This window comes from Streptomyces rectiviolaceus, from assembly GCF_039533825.1.
GTDB classification, from domain to species: domain Bacteria; phylum Actinomycetota; class Actinomycetes; order Streptomycetales; family Streptomycetaceae; genus Streptomyces; species Streptomyces rectiviolaceus.
In genome coordinates, this window is the sequence record NZ_BAAAUG010000029.1 from 1 (window position 1) to 16,255 (window position 16,255).

The 16,255-nt window shown below is 71.8% G+C and carries 14 protein-coding genes; 9 read left to right on the plus strand and 5 right to left on the minus strand.

Features of this window, described 5'->3' with window-relative positions; all coding sequences use genetic code 11:
* Positions 1–59: 59 nt before the first annotated feature.
* Entirely contained in the window at positions 60–596 is a 537-nt protein-coding gene (gene ftsL / locus ABD378_RS09655) for a cell division protein FtsL (protein WP_344520143.1), read from the minus strand.
* 48 nt (positions 597–644) lie between these two features.
* Entirely contained in the window at positions 645–1,601 is a 957-nt protein-coding gene (rsmH, locus tag ABD378_RS09660; protein WP_344520144.1) for a 16S rRNA (cytosine(1402)-N(4))-methyltransferase RsmH, read from the minus strand.
* A gap of 360 nt (positions 1,602–1,961) precedes the next feature.
* Here rsmH and ABD378_RS09665 point away from each other — a divergent pair, with 360 nt between their 5' ends.
* The 4 genes from ABD378_RS09665 to ABD378_RS09680 all read left to right on the plus strand — a co-directional run bounded on the left by ABD378_RS09665 (position 1,962) and on the right by ABD378_RS09680 (position 7,679).
* Positions 1,962–2,585 carry a beta-class carbonic anhydrase gene (locus tag ABD378_RS09665; protein WP_344520145.1) on the plus strand — a complete coding sequence of 208 codons (624 nt, stop codon included), beginning with the start codon at positions 1,962–1,964 and terminating at the stop codon, positions 2,583–2,585.
* A 225-nt stretch (positions 2,586–2,810) separates the two neighbouring features.
* A complete protein-coding gene (locus ABD378_RS09670) occupies positions 2,811–3,830 on the plus strand; it encodes an AAA family ATPase (RefSeq protein WP_344520146.1) in 1,020 nt (339 codons plus the stop codon).
* Complete coding sequence (locus ABD378_RS09675; RefSeq protein WP_344520147.1) at positions 3,830–5,197, plus strand: DUF58 domain-containing protein; 1,368 nt, start codon at positions 3,830–3,832, stop codon at positions 5,195–5,197. Before ABD378_RS09670 ends, ABD378_RS09675 begins: the two co-directional genes overlap by 1 nt.
* Before the next feature lie 49 nt (positions 5,198–5,246).
* Positions 5,247–7,679, plus strand: a complete 2,433-nt coding sequence (locus tag ABD378_RS09680; RefSeq protein WP_344520148.1) for a transglutaminase TgpA family protein — start codon at positions 5,247–5,249, stop codon at positions 7,677–7,679.
* A gap of 96 nt (positions 7,680–7,775) precedes the next feature.
* Here the strand turns inward: ABD378_RS09680 and ABD378_RS09685 are convergent, their stop codons facing one another.
* From ABD378_RS09685 to ABD378_RS09695, 3 genes are all read right to left on the minus strand, one after another.
* A complete protein-coding gene (locus ABD378_RS09685; RefSeq protein WP_344520149.1) occupies positions 7,776–8,186 on the minus strand; it encodes a DUF3040 domain-containing protein in 411 nt (136 codons plus the stop codon).
* A gap of 274 nt (positions 8,187–8,460) precedes the next feature.
* Positions 8,461–9,237 (minus strand): methyltransferase, encoded by a 777-nt coding sequence (locus ABD378_RS09690; RefSeq protein WP_344520150.1) that lies wholly within the window; start codon positions 9,235–9,237, stop codon positions 8,461–8,463.
* Between the two features lie 139 nt (positions 9,238–9,376).
* The gene (locus tag ABD378_RS09695; RefSeq protein WP_344520151.1) at positions 9,377–9,913 is read right to left on the minus strand and encodes an SAV_6107 family HEPN domain-containing protein; all 537 of its coding nucleotides are present in this window, start codon (positions 9,911–9,913) and stop codon (positions 9,377–9,379) included.
* A gap of 161 nt (positions 9,914–10,074) precedes the next feature.
* On the opposite strand from ABD378_RS09695, the gene ABD378_RS09700 reads away from it, so the two are divergent.
* From ABD378_RS09700 to ABD378_RS09720, 5 genes are all read left to right on the plus strand, one after another.
* Positions 10,075–10,920, plus strand: a complete 846-nt coding sequence (locus ABD378_RS09700) for an ATP-binding cassette domain-containing protein (protein WP_344520152.1) — start codon at positions 10,075–10,077, stop codon at positions 10,918–10,920.
* Entirely contained in the window at positions 10,892–12,976 is a 2,085-nt protein-coding gene (locus tag ABD378_RS09705; protein WP_344520153.1) for a YhgE/Pip family protein, read from the plus strand. Before ABD378_RS09700 ends, ABD378_RS09705 begins: the two co-directional genes overlap by 29 nt.
* Positions 12,977–13,026: 50 nt before the next feature.
* Entirely contained in the window at positions 13,027–13,644 is a 618-nt protein-coding gene (locus ABD378_RS09710) for a TetR/AcrR family transcriptional regulator (RefSeq protein WP_344520154.1), read from the plus strand.
* A gap of 380 nt (positions 13,645–14,024) precedes the next feature.
* Entirely contained in the window at positions 14,025–14,639 is a 615-nt protein-coding gene (locus ABD378_RS09715; RefSeq protein ID WP_344520155.1) for a DUF4126 domain-containing protein, read from the plus strand.
* 45 nt (positions 14,640–14,684) lie between these two features.
* Positions 14,685–16,211, plus strand: coding sequence for a phytoene desaturase family protein (locus ABD378_RS09720; protein ID WP_344520156.1), 1,527 nt, complete (start codon positions 14,685–14,687; stop codon positions 16,209–16,211).
* Positions 16,212–16,255 lie beyond the last annotated feature (44 nt).

Here is a 16,255-nt window from a genome sequence, read left to right on the forward strand (position 1 = left end):
CGAGGGCCGCGCGGGACCCGGGACCCTGCGTCGCGGGGGTTGACGGTCCGTCACTTACGTCACCTGCCGGAGATCGTGGGGCCGGGCTTCGCGGAGGGGGTGGGCGTGGCGTCCGAGAGGGCCGGGGATGCCTGGGGCTGCGAGGGCGGCGGCGTGGTCGGCGGCGGGATCGAGACCGAGGGCGCCGGGGACGCCACCTCCTGCGGGCGCGGGTCGCTCCGCAGCGCGGACTGCTCGGCGGTGCCGGGAACGCCGCGCACGGTGCCGTCAGGGTTCAGGAAGGCCGGGTCGCCGCCCGGCACCATGCCGAGCTCACGGGCGCGGCGCTGCAGGGCGTCAGGAGCGGCGTAGGCGTCCACGTCCCGCTGGAGCTCCTGCTCCTGGTCCGTGAGCTCCGTCGTCTCCTTCTTGAGCTCGCTCAGCTGGAACGAGCCTTCGTTGAGCGAGGAGTTCAGGATGAGCAGCGTGATCAGACCGCCGCCGAGCAGCAGCACGACGAGCAGCACGAAGGGCGTGCGCGCGGCCTGGCTCGGCCCCGACGGCAGGAGCCGCGCGAGCCGGGCGGCCCTCCCGCGCAGCTCGGGCTTCTTGCTCATGGGGCCTCCTCAGGGACGCCGTTCACGGATGCTCCCGGCGGGCGCGCTTCACGGAGTCTCCTCGCGGATGCGCTGCGCACCCCGCAGCCGTGCCGGGGCCGCCCGGCGGTTCTCGGCGACCTCTTCCTCGGTGGGGAGTTCCGCGCCGCGCGTGAGCAGCTTGAGCCGGGGCTGGTAGCGCTCGGGGACGACCGGCAGGCCGGGCGGCGCGGTCGTCGCGGCACCGGCCGCGAACACCTGCTTGACCAGCCTGTCCTCGAGCGAGTGGTACGAGAGGACGGCGATGCGGCCGCCGACGGCGAGCGTCTTCACGGCAGCGGGGATGGCTGCCTCCAGGACGCTCAGCTCGCCGTTGACCTCGATGCGCAGGGCCTGGAAGGTGCGCTTGGCGGGGTTGCCGCCGGTGCGCTTGGCGGCCTGCGGCAGGGAGTCACGGATCAGCTCGACGAGCCGCGCGCTGTTGCTGAACGGCTCCTTCTCGCGCTCGCGCACGACGGCGCTCACGATCCGCTTGGCCTGCTTCTCCTCGCCGTACTGGCGCAGGATCCGCACCAGTTCGCCCGGTGCGTACGTGTTGAGGACCTCGGCCGCGCTCATTCCGGTCGTCTGGTCCATGCGCATGTCCAGGGGCGCGTCCTGCGCGTAGGCGAACCCGCGGTCCGCCTCGTCGAGTTGCATGGAGGAGACGCCGAGGTCGAAGAGGACGCCCTGGACCTTGGCGATGCCGAGCCGGTCGAGCACGTCGGGGAGCTCGTCGTAGACCGCGTGCACCAGTTCGGCCCGGTCGCCGAAGGGGGCGAGCCGCTCCCCGGAGAGCCGCAGCGCTTCCTTGTCGCGGTCGAGGCCGATGAGGCGGGCCGACGGGAAGGTGGAAAGCAGCGCCTCGCTGTGGCCGCCGAGTCCGAGGGTGCAGTCGACGACGACCGCGCCCGGCTCGGCGAGCGCGGGAGCCAACAGGTCCAGGCATCGCTGGAGCATCACCGGGACATGTCGGGTCTGGCTCAAAGGGCCCTCTCAGGTCCGGCGCGGCGAGTCGTGCGCACGGCCGGGTCCCCGCCCGCTCGAGAAGGGGAATGGCCTGCTGGCGCCGGGGAAGTGGCGTCAGCCGACCGGGAGCGGGAGGAGGCCGAGCCGTACGTACGCACCGCGCACGCGGGGGGATTACAGGAATCCCCGGGGTGAACATTCCAGCGGGGAGCAGGTCACGGCCCTCCCACTTCGCGTCACTTTAGTCCACCCTGTCGCCCGGTCAATCAACTGGCCTGCGCGTCGCGGACGGGTCGTCGCAGGAGCCGCGAATCGCACTCCGTCACCCGTTCGGGGGTAGCCGCTCCACCCCTGTGGGTTAGCTCACAACAAGACTCATTGACGTTCTTTGTCCCTTCTCACAGCGGGCCCGGGCGATCAGTGACGACTAACGTCATAGTCATGTCGACTTCCGCATCCCCTACGGGCCGCACTCCCGCAGAGCCGATCGGTGACATAGCCACCGGCGGCACCGTCACGGACCGCCTCGTCGAGGCGAACCACCGGTACGCCTCCGGCTTCACCGACCCCGGCATGGACGCACGCCCCGTCCTGGGCGTGGCCGTCGTCGCCTGCATGGACGCCCGCATCGACCTCCACGACGCGCTGGGCCTCGAACTGGGTGACTGCCACACCATCCGCAACGCGGGCGGCGTGGTCACCGACGACGTCATCCGTTCCCTGACGATCAGCCAGCGCGCCCTCGGCACGCGGAGTGTCGTACTGATCCACCACACCAGCTGCGGCCTGGAGAGCCTCACCGAGGAGTTCCGGCACGAGCTCGAGCTCGAGGTCGGCCAGCGGCCCGCCTGGGCGGTGGAGGCCTTCCGCGACGTCGACCAGGACGTGCGGCAGTCGATGCAGCGCGTGCGGACCTCGCCGTTCCTTCTGCACACCGGCGATGTGCGGGGATTCGTCTTCGATGTGACCACGGGTCTGCTGCGGGAGATCGACCCTGAGTGACCGGGTCCGGACCGGACGTTTCCGGATCGACTCGGCAACCAAAAGGCCGCAAGACCCGACATATCGCCGCCAGTTATCCGCGGGCGAGTGACACAACCCGGTATGCCCAACAAGAATGCGGGGTGGGGCACCGCGCTGAACGATTCACGCGTGGTGTCCGTGATTCGGGGTGGGCCGGGCCGCACACATGGCGTCGGCCCGGAGAACGTGTCCGAGGAGGGCCGGGTGACGACCTATGACGATCGAGCGAGCCTCACAGATCTGACCGCCACAGCGGAGCGTGTCCGCGGGTCGGTCGAGGGTGTGATCGAGGGCAAGCCAGAGGTCGTACGGCTTTCGCTGACCGTGCTCCTCGCCGAGGGGCATCTGCTGATCGAGGATGTACCGGGCGTGGGCAAGACCATGCTCGCCAAGGCACTGGCGCGGTCCATCGACTGTTCGGTGCGGCGCATCCAGTTCACGCCTGACCTGCTGCCGTCGGACATCACTGGTGTGTCCATTTTCGACCAGCAGCGCCGGGACTTCGAGTTCAAGCCCGGCGCGATCTTCGCGCAGATCGTGATCGGCGACGAGATCAACCGCGCGTCTCCCAAGACGCAGTCCGCGCTCCTGGAGTCCATGGAGGAGCGCCAGGTCACCATCGACGGGCAGACCTATGAACTGCCGAGCCCCTTCATGGTGGTGGCGACGCAGAACCCCGTCGAGATGGAGGGGACCTATCCCCTGCCCGAGGCGCAGCGCGACCGCTTCATGGCGCGCGTCTCGATCGGCTATCCGAGCCCGGATGCCGAGCTGCAGATGCTGGACGTGCACGGCGGTGTATCGCCGCTCGACGACCTCCAGCCGGTGGCGCACGCGCACGACATCGTGAAGCTCATCGACGCGGTCCGCACGGTCCACGTCGCCGATCCGGTACGGCGGTACGCCGTGGAACTGGTCGGGGCGACCCGAAACCACCCGGACCTGAGACTCGGGGCGTCCCCGCGCGCGACGCTGCACCTGCTGCGCGCGGCCAAGGCCTCCGCGGCGCTCAGCGGCCGGGAGTTCGCCCTACCGGACGATGTCCAGGCCCTCGCCGTGGCGGTGCTCGCGCACCGGCTGCTGCCCACGGCACAGGCCCAGTTGAACCGTCGTACGGCCGAATCGGTCGTCCTGGAGATCCTCCAGCGCACGCCCGTCCCGGCCGCCGTCCAGCCGAACAGCGGCTACTTCAATCAGCAGCCGCCCGGCGCGCGGAGGCTGTGATGGCGGCCGGGGGGCCGCAGCCGGCGCAGGACGAGGAGGGCAAGGGCGGACTGCGGACCGCGCTCGCGGGCCTTACCACGCGCGGGCGTTCGTTCCTCGCGGCCGGGATCGCCGCCGCCGTCTGCGCGTACGTCCTGGGACAGAGTGATCTGCTCCGGGTCGGGCTGCTGCTCGCCGTCCTGCCGCTGGTGTGCGCGATGGTGCTCTACCGCACCCGCTACCGCGTCGCGGGCAGCCGCAGGCTCTCCCCCGCGCGCGTGCCCGCCAGTTCGGAGGCCCGTGTCCATCTGCGGATGGACAACGTCTCGCGGCTGCCCACGGGCCTCCTGATGCTCCAGGACCGGGTGCCCTACGTCCTGGGGCCGCGGCCCCGGTTCGTGCTCGACCGGGTGGAGGCGGGGGGCCGCAGGGAGGTGTCCTACCGCGTCCGCTCGGACCTGCGCGGGCGCTATCCGCTCGGCCCGCTCCAGCTCCGTCTGACGGACCCCTTCGGGATGTGCGAACTGACCCGCTCCTTCTCGACGTACGACACCTTGACGGTCATCCCGCGCGTGGATGCGCTGCCTCCGGTGCGGCTGACCGGCGAGGCCAAGGGGTACGGCGACGGGCGGCACCGCTCGCTCGCCCTCGCGGGCGAGGACGACGTGATCCCTCGGGGCTACCGCCACGGCGACGACCTGCGCCGCGTCCACTGGCGTTCCACGGCTCGCTACGGCGAGCTGATGGTGCGCCGCGAGGAGCAGCCGCAGCGGGCCCGCTGCACGGTGCTCCTGGACACCCGGGCGCACGCCTTCCGGGGCGCGGGCCCTGACTCGGCCTTCGAGTGGGCGGTGTCGGGCACGGCGTCCGCCCTGGTGCACATGCTCGAACGGGGCTTTTCGGTACGGCTGTTGACCGACACCGGAAATTCCGTGCCCGGCGAGGGCTCGGACGGTTTCGCGGGCGCCAGCCAGGAGTCGGCGGACGCGGCAGGACTGATGATGGACACCCTCGCGGTGATCGACCACTCGGACGGCGCGGGGCTCTCTCCCGCGTACGACGTGCTGCGCGGGGGCAACGAAGGCCTGCTGATCGCCTTCCTCGGCGACCTCGACGAGGAGCAGGCGACGGTGGCCGCCAAGATGCGGCAGCGCAGCGGCGCCGCGGTCGCCTTCGTCCTGGACAGCACGGCCTGGGCCCAGGGCCCCGGCGGCGCTCTCCCGGGCCCCGGCGACGAGCGGGTCCGGATGCTGCGCGAGGCGGGCTGGACGGCCGTGGCGGTACCTCCTGGGGTCGGCCTGGTGGACCTGTGGCGCCAGGCGGACCATCTGCGGGCCAGCACGGGCCCGGCTCCGGCGGCGGGGACGCCGACCGGGGGCTGGGGATGAGCGGCTGCCGGTCCGGCAGGACCGCAGGCACGACAACAGGGGGACGTTCATGAGTGGGCGCGCGCGACTCGCGCTCTGTGCCACGGCGGCCACGCTGATGGCGTCGGGGGCGCTGCTGCCGCTCGTCGATCCGGCGACGTGGTTCGTCCAGGCGGCGATCCTGCTCGCGCTGCAGAGCGGCGTGGGCGCGCTCACCCGGCGGGTCCCGCTGGCCCGGCCGGTCACGGTCGCGGTGCAGGCGCTTGTGACCCTGCTGCTCCTGACGCTGGTGTTCGCCCGCGGGCAGGCGATCGGCGGGGTGCTGCCCGGCCCGGACGTGTTCCGGGAGTTCGGGCTGCTCCTCGAGGCGGGCGGCAACGACGTCGGGCAGTACGCGATCCCGGCGCCGCTCAGTGACGGCATCCGGCTGATGCTGGTCGGCGGCGTCCTGGTGATCGGCCTGGCGGTGGACGCCCTCGCGGTGACGTTCCGTACGGCAGCGCCCGCGGGTCTTCCGCTGCTCGCGCTGTACTCGGTCGCCGCGGGGCTCTCCGGGGACGGGGCGGGGTGGCTGTGGTTCCTGCTCGCGGCCGCCGGGTATCTGCTGCTGCTCCTGGCGGAGGGCCGGGACCGGCTCTCCCAGTGGGGGCGGGTCTTCGGGGGCGCGGCGCGCGCGCCAGGCCGGATCTCCGGAGGCCTGGAGACCGACAGCGGAGCGATCGCGCCGGTCCGCACGGGGCGGCGCATCGGCGCGGTGGCCCTGGGCATCGCCCTGGTGGTGCCGCTCGCGCTGCCCGCCCTGGACGGCGGGCTCCTCGACGGTTCCGGTGGCGCCGGAGGCTCGGGTTCCGGCGGTGGCGGCACGATCTCCGCGGTGAATCCGCTGGTCGCGCTCCAGGACAGCCTGAACGAACCGGACGACCGCGAGGTCATCTCGTACAAGACGAACGCCAAGGAGACCGAGAACCTCTACCTGCGGATCGTCTCCCTCGACCAGTTCGACGGCACGACCTGGAAGACCACCGTCCGCAGCATCGAGGACGTACCGCCGCGCCTGGAGGACCCGCCCGGGCTCTACCCCGACGTCCCCAGGAGCGAGATCCAGACGAACATCTCGGCCGCCGACAGCTACGCGCAGAACTGGCTGCCGATGCCCTACCCGGCGAGCGAGGTGAAGATCAACGGCCGCTGGCGGTACGAGCCGGTGGGGCGCGCCCTGGTGGGTGACCGCGGCCAGACGACGCGCGGCGCGCAGTACTCGGTCAAGAGCCTCATCGTGGAGCCCACGGCCGAGCAGCTGGCCAACGCGTCCGAGCCGCCCAGGCAGATCGCGGAAGAGTTCACCAAGGTGCCCGGCTCCTTGCCGCCCGTGGTGGCCTCCGAGGCCCGCAAGATCACCAAGGGCTCGTCGAACGACTACGAGAAGGCGGTCAAGCTCCAGAACTGGTTCGCCTCCGAGGGCGGCTTCACGTACAACACGCAGGTACGGGCGGGCAGCGGCCCGGCGGCCATCGCCCGCTTCCTGGAGCAGAAGGAAGGCTTCTGCGTCCACTTCTCGTTCGCCATGGCCTCGATGGCGCGGACCCTGGACATCCCGGCGCGCGTAGCGGTGGGCTTCACGCCCGGCGCCGCGCAGGCTGACGGTTCGATGTCGGTCGGTCTGCGGGACGCGCACGCCTGGCCCGAGCTGTACTTCGAGGGCGTGGGCTGGACCCGCTTCGAGCCGACCCCGAACCGCGGCACGGTGCCGGACTACACGCGCCCGGACACCCCGTCCGACGGTGCGAGCGACCCGGCGTCGCCCGAGCCGACCTCGTCGTCGGCGCCGTCCGACGTGCCGTCGGCCTCCACGGGCTGCCCGCCCGACCAGCAGAAGCAGGGCGGCTGCGCGAGTTCGGCCCCGGCGATCGCGGGCGGCTCGGGCGGCGAAGGACCGCCGATCGGCATGATCGTGGCCGTGGCCCTGGGGGCGCTTGTGGTCCTCGGCGTGCCCTTGCTTCCGATGCTGTGGCGCAAGCGGATCCGCGCGGTGCGCCTGGGCTCGCCCGGACGTACGGAGGCGGACGCGGCCGCACGGACCCTTGCCGCCTGGCTCGAAGTCACCGATACGGCCTGGGACCACGGGATCACGCCGGACGAGTCGCAGACCCCGCGCAAGGCCGCGGCCCGGATCGTACGCATCGGACAGCTCACCGCGGCACCCGCGGAGTCCGTCCATCGCCTGGCCGCTGCGGTCGAACAGGTGCTCTACGCCCCACGGCCGCAGCCGACGGCAGGGCTCGGCGACGACGTGCGCCGTGTGGCCGACGGTCTGCAGGCCACGGCGAGCCGCCCGGCCCGGCTGCGGGCGACGCTCGCGCCGCGTTCGGCCGCACGGGTGGTCTGGGCCGTCTCGGACCGCTGGGCAGCGCTCAAGGAACGGTGGTCCGAGCGGATCGCCAAGCGGTGGACGGCACTGCGGAGGCCTTCGCGGCCGTCGCGGCCTTCGCAGCAGGAGGGCTGAGGGCCGAGGGTCACGTGAGAGGACGCATGTAAGGGGTGACCGCCCATGGGCGGTCACCCCTTACATGCGTTACATGCGACTGGAAAAGCTAAAAGCTCATTGGCCCTGTTCGTCGCGGCGGCGCTGCCAGCGCTGCTCGATCCGATCCATCATCGACCGGCGCTGCCTGGTCTCCCGACGGGCCGGGGCGCTGCCCGGTGCCGTGGGCGTACCTGCAGCCGGCTGTTCACCCGGCTTTGGCGCTTTGCGCCATCCGGTGACGGCGAGTACCGCACATCCCAGCATGACGAGGAATCCCACCACGCTCACCCAGATCTGCTGGGCGACCATTCCGGCCATGAGAAGGGCGATACCAACAAGGAAGCCCGCGACCGCTTGGTAGACCCGTCGCCGGGTGTACGTACGCAGCCCGCTTCCCTCGAGCGCTGTCGCGAACTTGGGATCTTCGGCGTACAGCGCTCGCTCCATTTGCTCGAGCATGCGCTGCTCGTGCTCCGAGAGCGGCACGGAGTCCTCCTCATCGTGCAGTCGCCGGGGCGACCGGGGGTCCCCTTCAGGATAGGCAGGGAATCGCCCCCGTGAAACCCGCCCCTCTGCGCCAACTTCGCCAAACCGGACCACCCTGCCGCTCCGGCTCGCTGAAGCGTGCATTCCCCAGCGGCCGGCCCGGCATGCCGGACGGTCTGCCTCGATCATACGGCGCCCATAGCCCGTTCGGGGGGTATGTGCCGTACTCCATGTGCGGCTGCGTCGCTGATCAGCGGGGCAGCCAGGGCGAACGTCAGGCCTCGTCGGCATCCCGGGTCTCACCGAGCACATGCAGCTGGGTGGCCACGGAGTGGAAGGCGGCGAGCTCCGCGGCGGCCGCCTCCAGCTTGAGGAGGGCTTCCAGGGCGCCGGGCTCGGTGTCCACCAGGACGCCGGGAACCAGGTCCGCGAAGACGCGCACCCCGTGCACCGCGTCGACCCGGGCGCCCGATTCCTCGACCAGCTCGGTGAGCTGCTCGGCGGTGAAGCGCCGGGGCACGGGGTCGCCGTCGCCCCAGCGTCCTGCCGGGTCGCTGAGCGCCTGCCTGGCCTCGGTGAAGTGCCCGGCGAGCGCGCGGGCGAGCACGGCCCCGCCGAGGCCGGCGGCGAGCAGGCTGAGGGTGCCGGAGGGGCGCAGCGCGCTGACCGCGTTGCGCACGCCCTCGGCGGGGTCGTCCAGGTACTCGAGGACGCCGTGGCACAGGACCGCGTCGAACCCGGCGCGCTCCACGACGTCGAAGAGGCCGTGTACGTCGCCCTGGACGCCGCGCACCCGATCGGCGACGCCCGCCTCCGCGGCCCGGCGCTCGAGCGCGAAGAGGGCGTTCGGGCTGGGGTCGACGACGGTGACGCGGTGGCCGAGTCGGGCGACGGGCACGGCGAAGTTTCCGCTGCCGCCTCCGGTGTCGAGCACGTCGAGGGAGTGTGACTCCCGGCCCGTGGCCTTGACCCGGCGGTCGAGGGCGTCCTTGAGGACCTCCCAGACCACGGCGGTACGGAGAGAAGCGCGGGGGCGCATCGGGTCCGACACGGCAGTTGACTCCTCGGCGCGTCCACCGCATGTCCGCGGCGGAGCTAGGGGGTTCCCTCCGCCTGCCGTTGCGGCAGCGAGGAGGGTGCGGGCGCTCCCACCCTATTGCCTTCGGCCGACTGCCCCGTCACCTGTCCCGTCACCCGTCCCGGCTCGCGTCCGGCGCCTCCTGCCTCGGCTGGGGCAGCACCGGCTGCAGCACCAGCATCCGCTCGACGAGGCGCAAGAACATCGCCACGTCACGCAGCAGGTCGTCCGCGTCGCGGACGGTGGCCGCGCCCTGTATGCCCGCCTCCGCGCGGGCCCTGCGCGCCGCGCCGGAGGCGAACAGGGCGCTCCACTCGGTCAGTTCGGGCGCTATCTCGGGGAGCACTTCCCAGGCGCTCCGGATCCGCTGCCTGCGTCGCGGGGTCGCCTCGGGGCGGCCGCGGGCGGCCAGGACCGCGGCGGCGGTGCGCAGGGCCGCGAGGTGGGCCGTGGCATAGCGCTCGTTCGGAGTCTCCAGGTGCGCGGCCTCGTCGATGCCGGCGCGGGCCTGGGCGAGCAGTTCGAGTGCGGCGGGCGGAGCCGTGGCCCGGCGCAGGACGGGGTGAACGTCGCTCGCGGGGCCGGTCGCTACAGGGACAGGGCCGACGGGGCGGTGCCGACGTGCGGCTGCTGCGGAAGTGCTGGCCATGACGAACCTCCTGTCGTCGCGTAACGGCGCAGTGGCCGTATGTGCCCATCGTGGAGTACGCCACTGACAATCAGCTCTGACCTGCGCTTTTGCCTCGATCGCAGGTTCGGGCTAGTTTTTGCACTGACCAGTCAGTTCAAAAGAGGGTGCGAGGGGGAACTGTGGACGGGCCAAGCGACGGCGCGCGGGGAGCCGCCGTCACAGCGCGGGGGTTCGGGCTCAAGGGGCCGCGGGGCTGGGCGTTCCGCGGGGTCGATGTCGAGGCCGGGCCTGGGTCGCTGATCGCGGTCGAGGGGCCTTCGGGGTCGGGCCGTACCTGTCTGCTGCTCGCGCTCACCGGGCGGATGCGCCCCACGGAAGGCGAGGCGTCCGTGGGGGGCTTCCGGCTGCCCAAGCAGCTCGCGGCGGTGCGCCGGATCAGCGCGCTCGGACCCGTGCCCGGCGTGACGGATCTCGATCCGGCGCTGACGGTCGCCGAGCATCTGCACGAACGGGCGCTTCTGGAGCGGCGGTTCGGCGGCTCCCTGCGGGGTCTGCTGAGGCCGCGCGCCGAGCGGACCGCCGAGGCGCGGCTGCGGATCGACACCGCGCTGGCCGCCGCCGGGCTCGACATGGAGTCGCTGCCCAAGGGGCGGCGGACCTCTGTGCGCGACCTGGAGCGTCTCGAAGCCTTGCGGCTCTCCGTGGCCCTGGCCCTGATCGGGCGGCCACGGCTGCTGGGCGTCGACGACGTCGACCTGAAGCTCTCGGACGCCGAACGGGGCGAGGCCTGGGCCCTGTTGAGGACCCTCACGGAGAGCGGCACCACTGTCGTGGCCGTCTGCAACGAAGCGCCTGAGGACGCGGTCGCCGTGTCCACGGACCGGAAGTCCACCGAGGCTCCGACCGCATCGGAAGACCCGGACGACAGCAACAACGACGGCGACGGCGCCACCGACAGCGACAACGCCACCGACAACAACGACAAGGAGACGGCGGATGCGCTCCCCGAAGCTGGCCTCGCTTGAGCTCAGGCGCTTCGGCAGGGGGAAGCTGCCCCGCGCGGCGCTCGTCGCGCTCCTGCTGCTGCCCCTGCTGTACGGCGCGCTGTACCTGTGCTCGTTCTGGGACCCGTACGGCCGTCTCGACCGCATACCCGTGGCGCTCGTCAACGACGACAAGGGCGCCACGGCCGCGGGCAAGAAGCTCGCGGTGGGCGACGGCATCGTCGACGGGCTCGAGGACAGCAAGACGTTCGACTGGCACGAGGTGAGCTCCGCCGAGGCACGCGCGGGTGTCGAGGACGGGACGTACTACCTGTCCCTGACGATGCCGACCGACTTCAGCAAGCGCGTCGCGTCGAGTTCGGGGGACTCCCCGGAGACGGGCGCCCTGCAGGTCCGTACGAACGACGCCAACAACTACATCGTCGGGCAGATCTCCCGGACGGTCTTCTCCGAGGTGCGCACCGCGGCCTCCACCAAGGCCTCGCGCTCCTTCCTCGACAAGATCTTCATCTCGTTCTCCGACATCCACGGGGCGACGGAGAAGGCCGCCAAGGGCGCCGACAAGCTCGACAGCGGCATCGGCGAGGCCAAGAAGGGCTCGAAGAAGCTCGCGACAGGACTGAAGGACGCCAAGAAGGGCAGCAGCGACCTGGCCGGGGGCGTCAAGAAGCTCGACAAGGCCGCCGGTCGCCTTCAGGACGGTTCGAAGAAGGTCTCGGACGGCACCCAGAAGCTGGCCGACAAGGTCAACGGCACCGCGGACGAGGTGCGGCCCTTCCTGAAGGACAACGGCAAGACCATCGGGGACACGGCCCAGCTCGTGGCCGACTCCTCCAAGGCCCTGCGCGGCAACCTGGACACCTGGGTCAAGCTCGCGCCCGTGGCGGCCGACGGCGCCAAGAAGGGGTCCGAGACCATCAGCGGCCTCTACACGGAGCGCTGCGAGAACCTCCCGGTCCCCGACCCGGCCTGCCCGCAGCTCAAGAAGGCCAAGACGGCCGCGGAGAACGTCTCGACCATCGCGGACGACATGAACACCGTGGTCAAGGACCAGAACAGCGACGTCAAGAAGCTCGACAAGCACCTCGCCGCGCTGCAGAAGAAGTCCCAGGCGCTCGCCGACCGCGCGCCGCACCTGAACGAAGACCTGGACAAGGCCGTCACCCAGATCAACGACCTCAACACGGGCGCGGGGAAGGTCGCCACGGGCGCCAAGAAGCTGCACACGGGCCTCGGTGCCGCCAAGACCGGCGCCACGGACCTCGACACGGGCGTCGGCAAGCTCAAGACGGGCGCGAGCGACCTCAAGGGCGGCATGTTCAAGCTGGCCGACGGCTCCGGGAAGCTGTCCGGCGGGCTGCACGACGGCGTCAAGAAGATCCCCGACTACGACAAGAAGGACCGCGACCAGCGCACCGACGTCATGGCCGACCCGGTGCAGCTCGCCTCCCAGTCGATGCACAAGGCGCCCAACTACGGCACCGGCTTCGCCCCGTACTTCATCCCGCTGTCCCTGTGGGTCGGCGCGATGGTGGCGTACATGCTGATCCAGCCGCTCAACCGGCGCGCGCTCGCCGCGGGCGCCTCCGCCTGGCGGATCGCGTTCGCGGGCTGGCTGCCGGTCGCCGCACTCGGCGTACTGCAGACGGCCGCCCTGATGTCGGTGCTGCACTGGGGGCTCGGCCTGCAGATGGCGCGGGCGGCCGGGACGGTGGGCTTCCTCTGCCTGGTGACGTGCTGCTTCGCGGCGATCGTGCAGTGGCTGAACGCACGCTTCGGGGCGGCAGGCCGGATCCTCGTCCTCGCGGTCCTGATGCTCCAGCTGACCTCGGCGGGCGGCACGTACCCCGTCCAGACGAGTCCGGCCTTCTTCAGCTGGATCCACCCCTTCTTGCCGATGAGTTACGTCGTCGACGCCCTCCGCAGGCTCATCACGGGCGGCGAACTCGGCCCCGTCTGGCAGGCGTGCGTGGTCCTCACGGCCTTCACCGCGGGCGCCCTCGCGCTCACGGCGCTCTCCGCGCGCCGCAAGCAGGTGTGGACCCTGGACCGTCTGCACCCGGAGCTGAGCCTGTGAGACCCGGAACCGAGCCTGTGCGGGCGCCAGGACCTGTGAGAATCAGGCCCATGGACAGCAGCGCAACCAGCACCCGGCGTGAGGCCACCCGGCAGAAGCTCTACGAAGCGGCCGTCACCCTCATCGCGGAGCAGGGCTTCTCGGCCACGACGGTCGACGAGATCGCCGAGCGGGCCGGGGTCGCGAAGGGCACGGTCTACTACAACTTCGCGAGCAAGTCGGTCCTCTTCGAAGAGCTGCTTCGGCACGGCGTCGGGCTGCTCACCGCCTCTCTGAAGGAGGCGGCCGAGAAGTCGGCGGGCAGCGGCGGCAGGCAGGTCGACGCCCTTGACGCGATGATCCGGGCGGGCCTTGTCTTCATCGACCGCTATCCGGCCTTCACCCAGCTGTACGTCGCCGAGCTGTGGCGCACCAACCGTGCCTGGCAGTCCACCCTGATGGTGGTCAGGCAGCAGGCGGTCGCCGTCATCGAGGACGTCCTGCGCGCGGGCGTCGAGAACGGCGAGCTCAGCGAGGAGATCGACATCCCCCTGACGGCCGCCGCGCTCGTCGGGATGGTCCTGGTGGCGGCGCTCGACTGGCAGGCCTTCCAGCCGGAGCGCTCCCTCGACGACGTGCACTCGGCGCTCTCGCGACTGCTGCAGGGCCGGGTGAGCGGAGGACGCTGAGCCGTCCCCGGAGCCACACACGAGAAGGCGCCGGTCCGGTGCCACCTGATCTCCAGGCGGCACCGGACCGGCGCTTCTTGTGTTCCCCCGCAGTCCCCCGTCCGGCTCCCCGGGTGGTCATCCCCCGGGCCGCCGTCCGTCACCCCGTGTCTCGCTCCCACCTTCGGTGGGGTGGGAGGAGCGGTTAAGGGCGCCGCGCCGTTCCGCCGCCCCGTGTCGGCGGTACGGACGCTGCGCCCTTCTCCGTGTCCCTCACTCTTCCGTCTTCGCAGGTCGGGACCCATCCGCGCTGGTACTCATCTCCATCACTAGGTACGGATACTCAGACCTGGGTGCTCATCCCCAGGCCGGGACGTTCCCGACTGGTTACGATCGCGTCCGTGTCCGTACTCCCCCTGGTCTTCACCAGCGGCTGGGCAAGCGGGATCAACGCGTACGCCGTGGTCCTGCTGCTCGGTGTCTTCGGCGCGACCGGGATCACCGACGAAGTGCCCGAGTCGCTGCAACGTCCTGATGTGCTGATCGTCGCCGGGGTCCTGTTCGCCTGCGAGGCCGTCGCCGACAAGATCCCTTACGTCGACTCGGTGTGGGACACTGCGCACACCGTGATCCGGCCGGTGTCCGGCGCCGTGGTGGGCGCTCTACTCGCCGGCCAGAGCGGTTCGCTGCCCGACCTGGCGGCGGGGGCGGTGGGCGGTTCGACCGCGCTGGCAAGCCACTGCGTGAAGGCCGGGACGCGGATGGCGATCAACACCTCGCCGGAGCCGTTCAGCAACATCATCGTGAGCACGGCGGAGGATCTCGGGGTCGGTGGGATCGTCAGCTTCGCGATGTTCTATCCGGAGGCGGCGGCGATCATCGCGGCCGTGCTGCTGGTGCTCGGCCTGATCCTGCTGTACTTCCTGGTCTCGCGGATCCGGCGGTTCCTGCGGCGCAGGGCGCAGCGGCGCGAGGAGAGACGGCTCGCGGCGCACGGGGGACGGCCGCCGGACTGAGGGCTCCTGGCGTGACTGTCAGTGGTGGCCGATAAAGTCCCTGGCATGGCACGGATTGTGGTGATCGGCGCCGGGATGGGCGCGATGGCGGCCGCCGCCCGGCTGGCCGTCGCGGGCCACCGGGTGGTGGTCCACGAGCGGTCGGGTACGTACGGCGGCGCGCTCGGCAGCGTAGAGCGGGACGGCTTCGCCTTCGACACGGGCCCCGGCCTCCTGCATCTCCCCGCCGTCTATCGCGACTTGTTCGTCAAGACGGGCAAAGAGCCGCTGGAGAATTGCGTCGAGCTGTCCCAGGTGGAGCCCGCCGTGCGGCACGTCTTCGCGGACGGCACGGCGGCCGATCTGCCGAACGCCTCGCGCGCGGGCATCGGCGAGGCCCTCGACGCGGCGCTCGGCAGCGGCGCGGGCGCCGCCTGGTCGGCGTACATGAACCGCGCCCGTGAGGCGTGGGACCGCACCCGGCGCCCCCTCCTGGAAGAGCCGCTCTGGCCGAACTGGCAGGTTCTCGCCGACCGCGAGCCCTACCCCTCGGTGCCGCACAAGCGCCTCCTGCGGCGCGAGCGCCGCGCGAGAACCCTCACCGAGGTCGGCGAACTCGAACTGGGGGGCGACGCACGCCTCCTGGCGCTCCTCGAGCAGTACGCCCTCGCGCACGGCCTCGACCCCCGCGCGGCCCCGGCGAGCGCGGCCGTCCTGCCCTATCTGGAGCACACCTTCGGCGCGTGGTCCGTGCGCGGCGGTATGCGCGCACTCGCGCGGGCCGTGTACGAGCGGTGCCTCGCCCGGCGGGTCGAGTTCGCGTTCGACTCCCCCGTCACCCGGATCGTCGAGAAGGACGGCCGCGCGGCGGGCGTCGAGTTCGCCGACGGGACGGCGGCGGAGGCGGACTTCGTGGTCGCCGGTGTCGCGCCCGGTGCACTGGACGACTTGCTGTCCGGGGTATCCGGCGCGCCCGGCGGATCCGGTGTGAACATACGGGCGGAGGGTGAGGTGCAGGCCCGTTCCGGGCTCCCCAGCCGCCTCATGGTCTTCCTCGCGCTCACCGGCGCGAGGCCCGACGGCACACCCCACCGCACGGTGCTGCACACACCCGACCGCCAGGACGAGCTCGACCGGCTCTTCGGGGACCGCCCCGGACTGCCGCAGGCCCCCACCCTCACGGTGCTGCGCCCCGACGACCCGGCGCTCACGCCCGACGCCGGGCACGAGGCGGTCACGCTGACGGCCACGGTGCCCGCGCACCTGGAAGTCACAGAGGCGGACGTGGAGCGCCTCCTGGACCGCGCCGAGGCCGTGGTGCCAGGACTGCGGGAGCGCCTGCTGTGGCACGAGGTCCGCACCCCCGCCGATGTCGCGGAGGCCACCGGCGCGGACGGCGGCGCGGTCCCGCCCCCGTCCCTCGCGGCGGGCGAAGGACGGCTGCTCCATCCGGCCAACAGCACGCGCCTGCCGGGGCTCTTCGCGGTCGGCGGCTGGTCGCACCCGGGCGGCGGGCTTCCGCACGCGGGCATGTCGGGCACGCTGGTCGCCGGGCTGATCGTGGAGGGGCCGGACTTCCGGGGCTCGCAGTGAGCGACAGCGGCCTGCGGCGCTGACCAGCGCCGCAGGCCCCCGGA

Coding starts and splice junctions, on each gene's coding strand:
- ABD378_RS09705 (WP_344520153.1), top strand. CDS start 10,892: ATGCGCTCCCCGAAGCTGGCCTCGCTTGAGCTCAGGCGCTTCGGCAGG.
- ABD378_RS09710 (WP_344520154.1), top strand. CDS start 13,027: ATGGACAGCAGCGCAACCAGCACCCGGCGTGAGGCCACCCGGCAGAAG.
- ftsL (WP_344520143.1), bottom strand. CDS start 596: ATGAGCAAGAAGCCCGAGCTGCGCGGGAGGGCCGCCCGGCTCGCGCGG.
- ABD378_RS09695 (WP_344520151.1), bottom strand. CDS start 9,913: ATGGCCAGCACTTCCGCAGCAGCCGCACGTCGGCACCGCCCCGTCGGC.
- ABD378_RS09675 (WP_344520147.1), top strand. CDS start 3,830: ATGGCGGCCGGGGGGCCGCAGCCGGCGCAGGACGAGGAGGGCAAGGGC.
- ABD378_RS09680 (WP_344520148.1), top strand. CDS start 5,247: ATGAGTGGGCGCGCGCGACTCGCGCTCTGTGCCACGGCGGCCACGCTG.
- ABD378_RS09720 (WP_344520156.1), top strand. CDS start 14,685: ATGGCACGGATTGTGGTGATCGGCGCCGGGATGGGCGCGATGGCGGCC.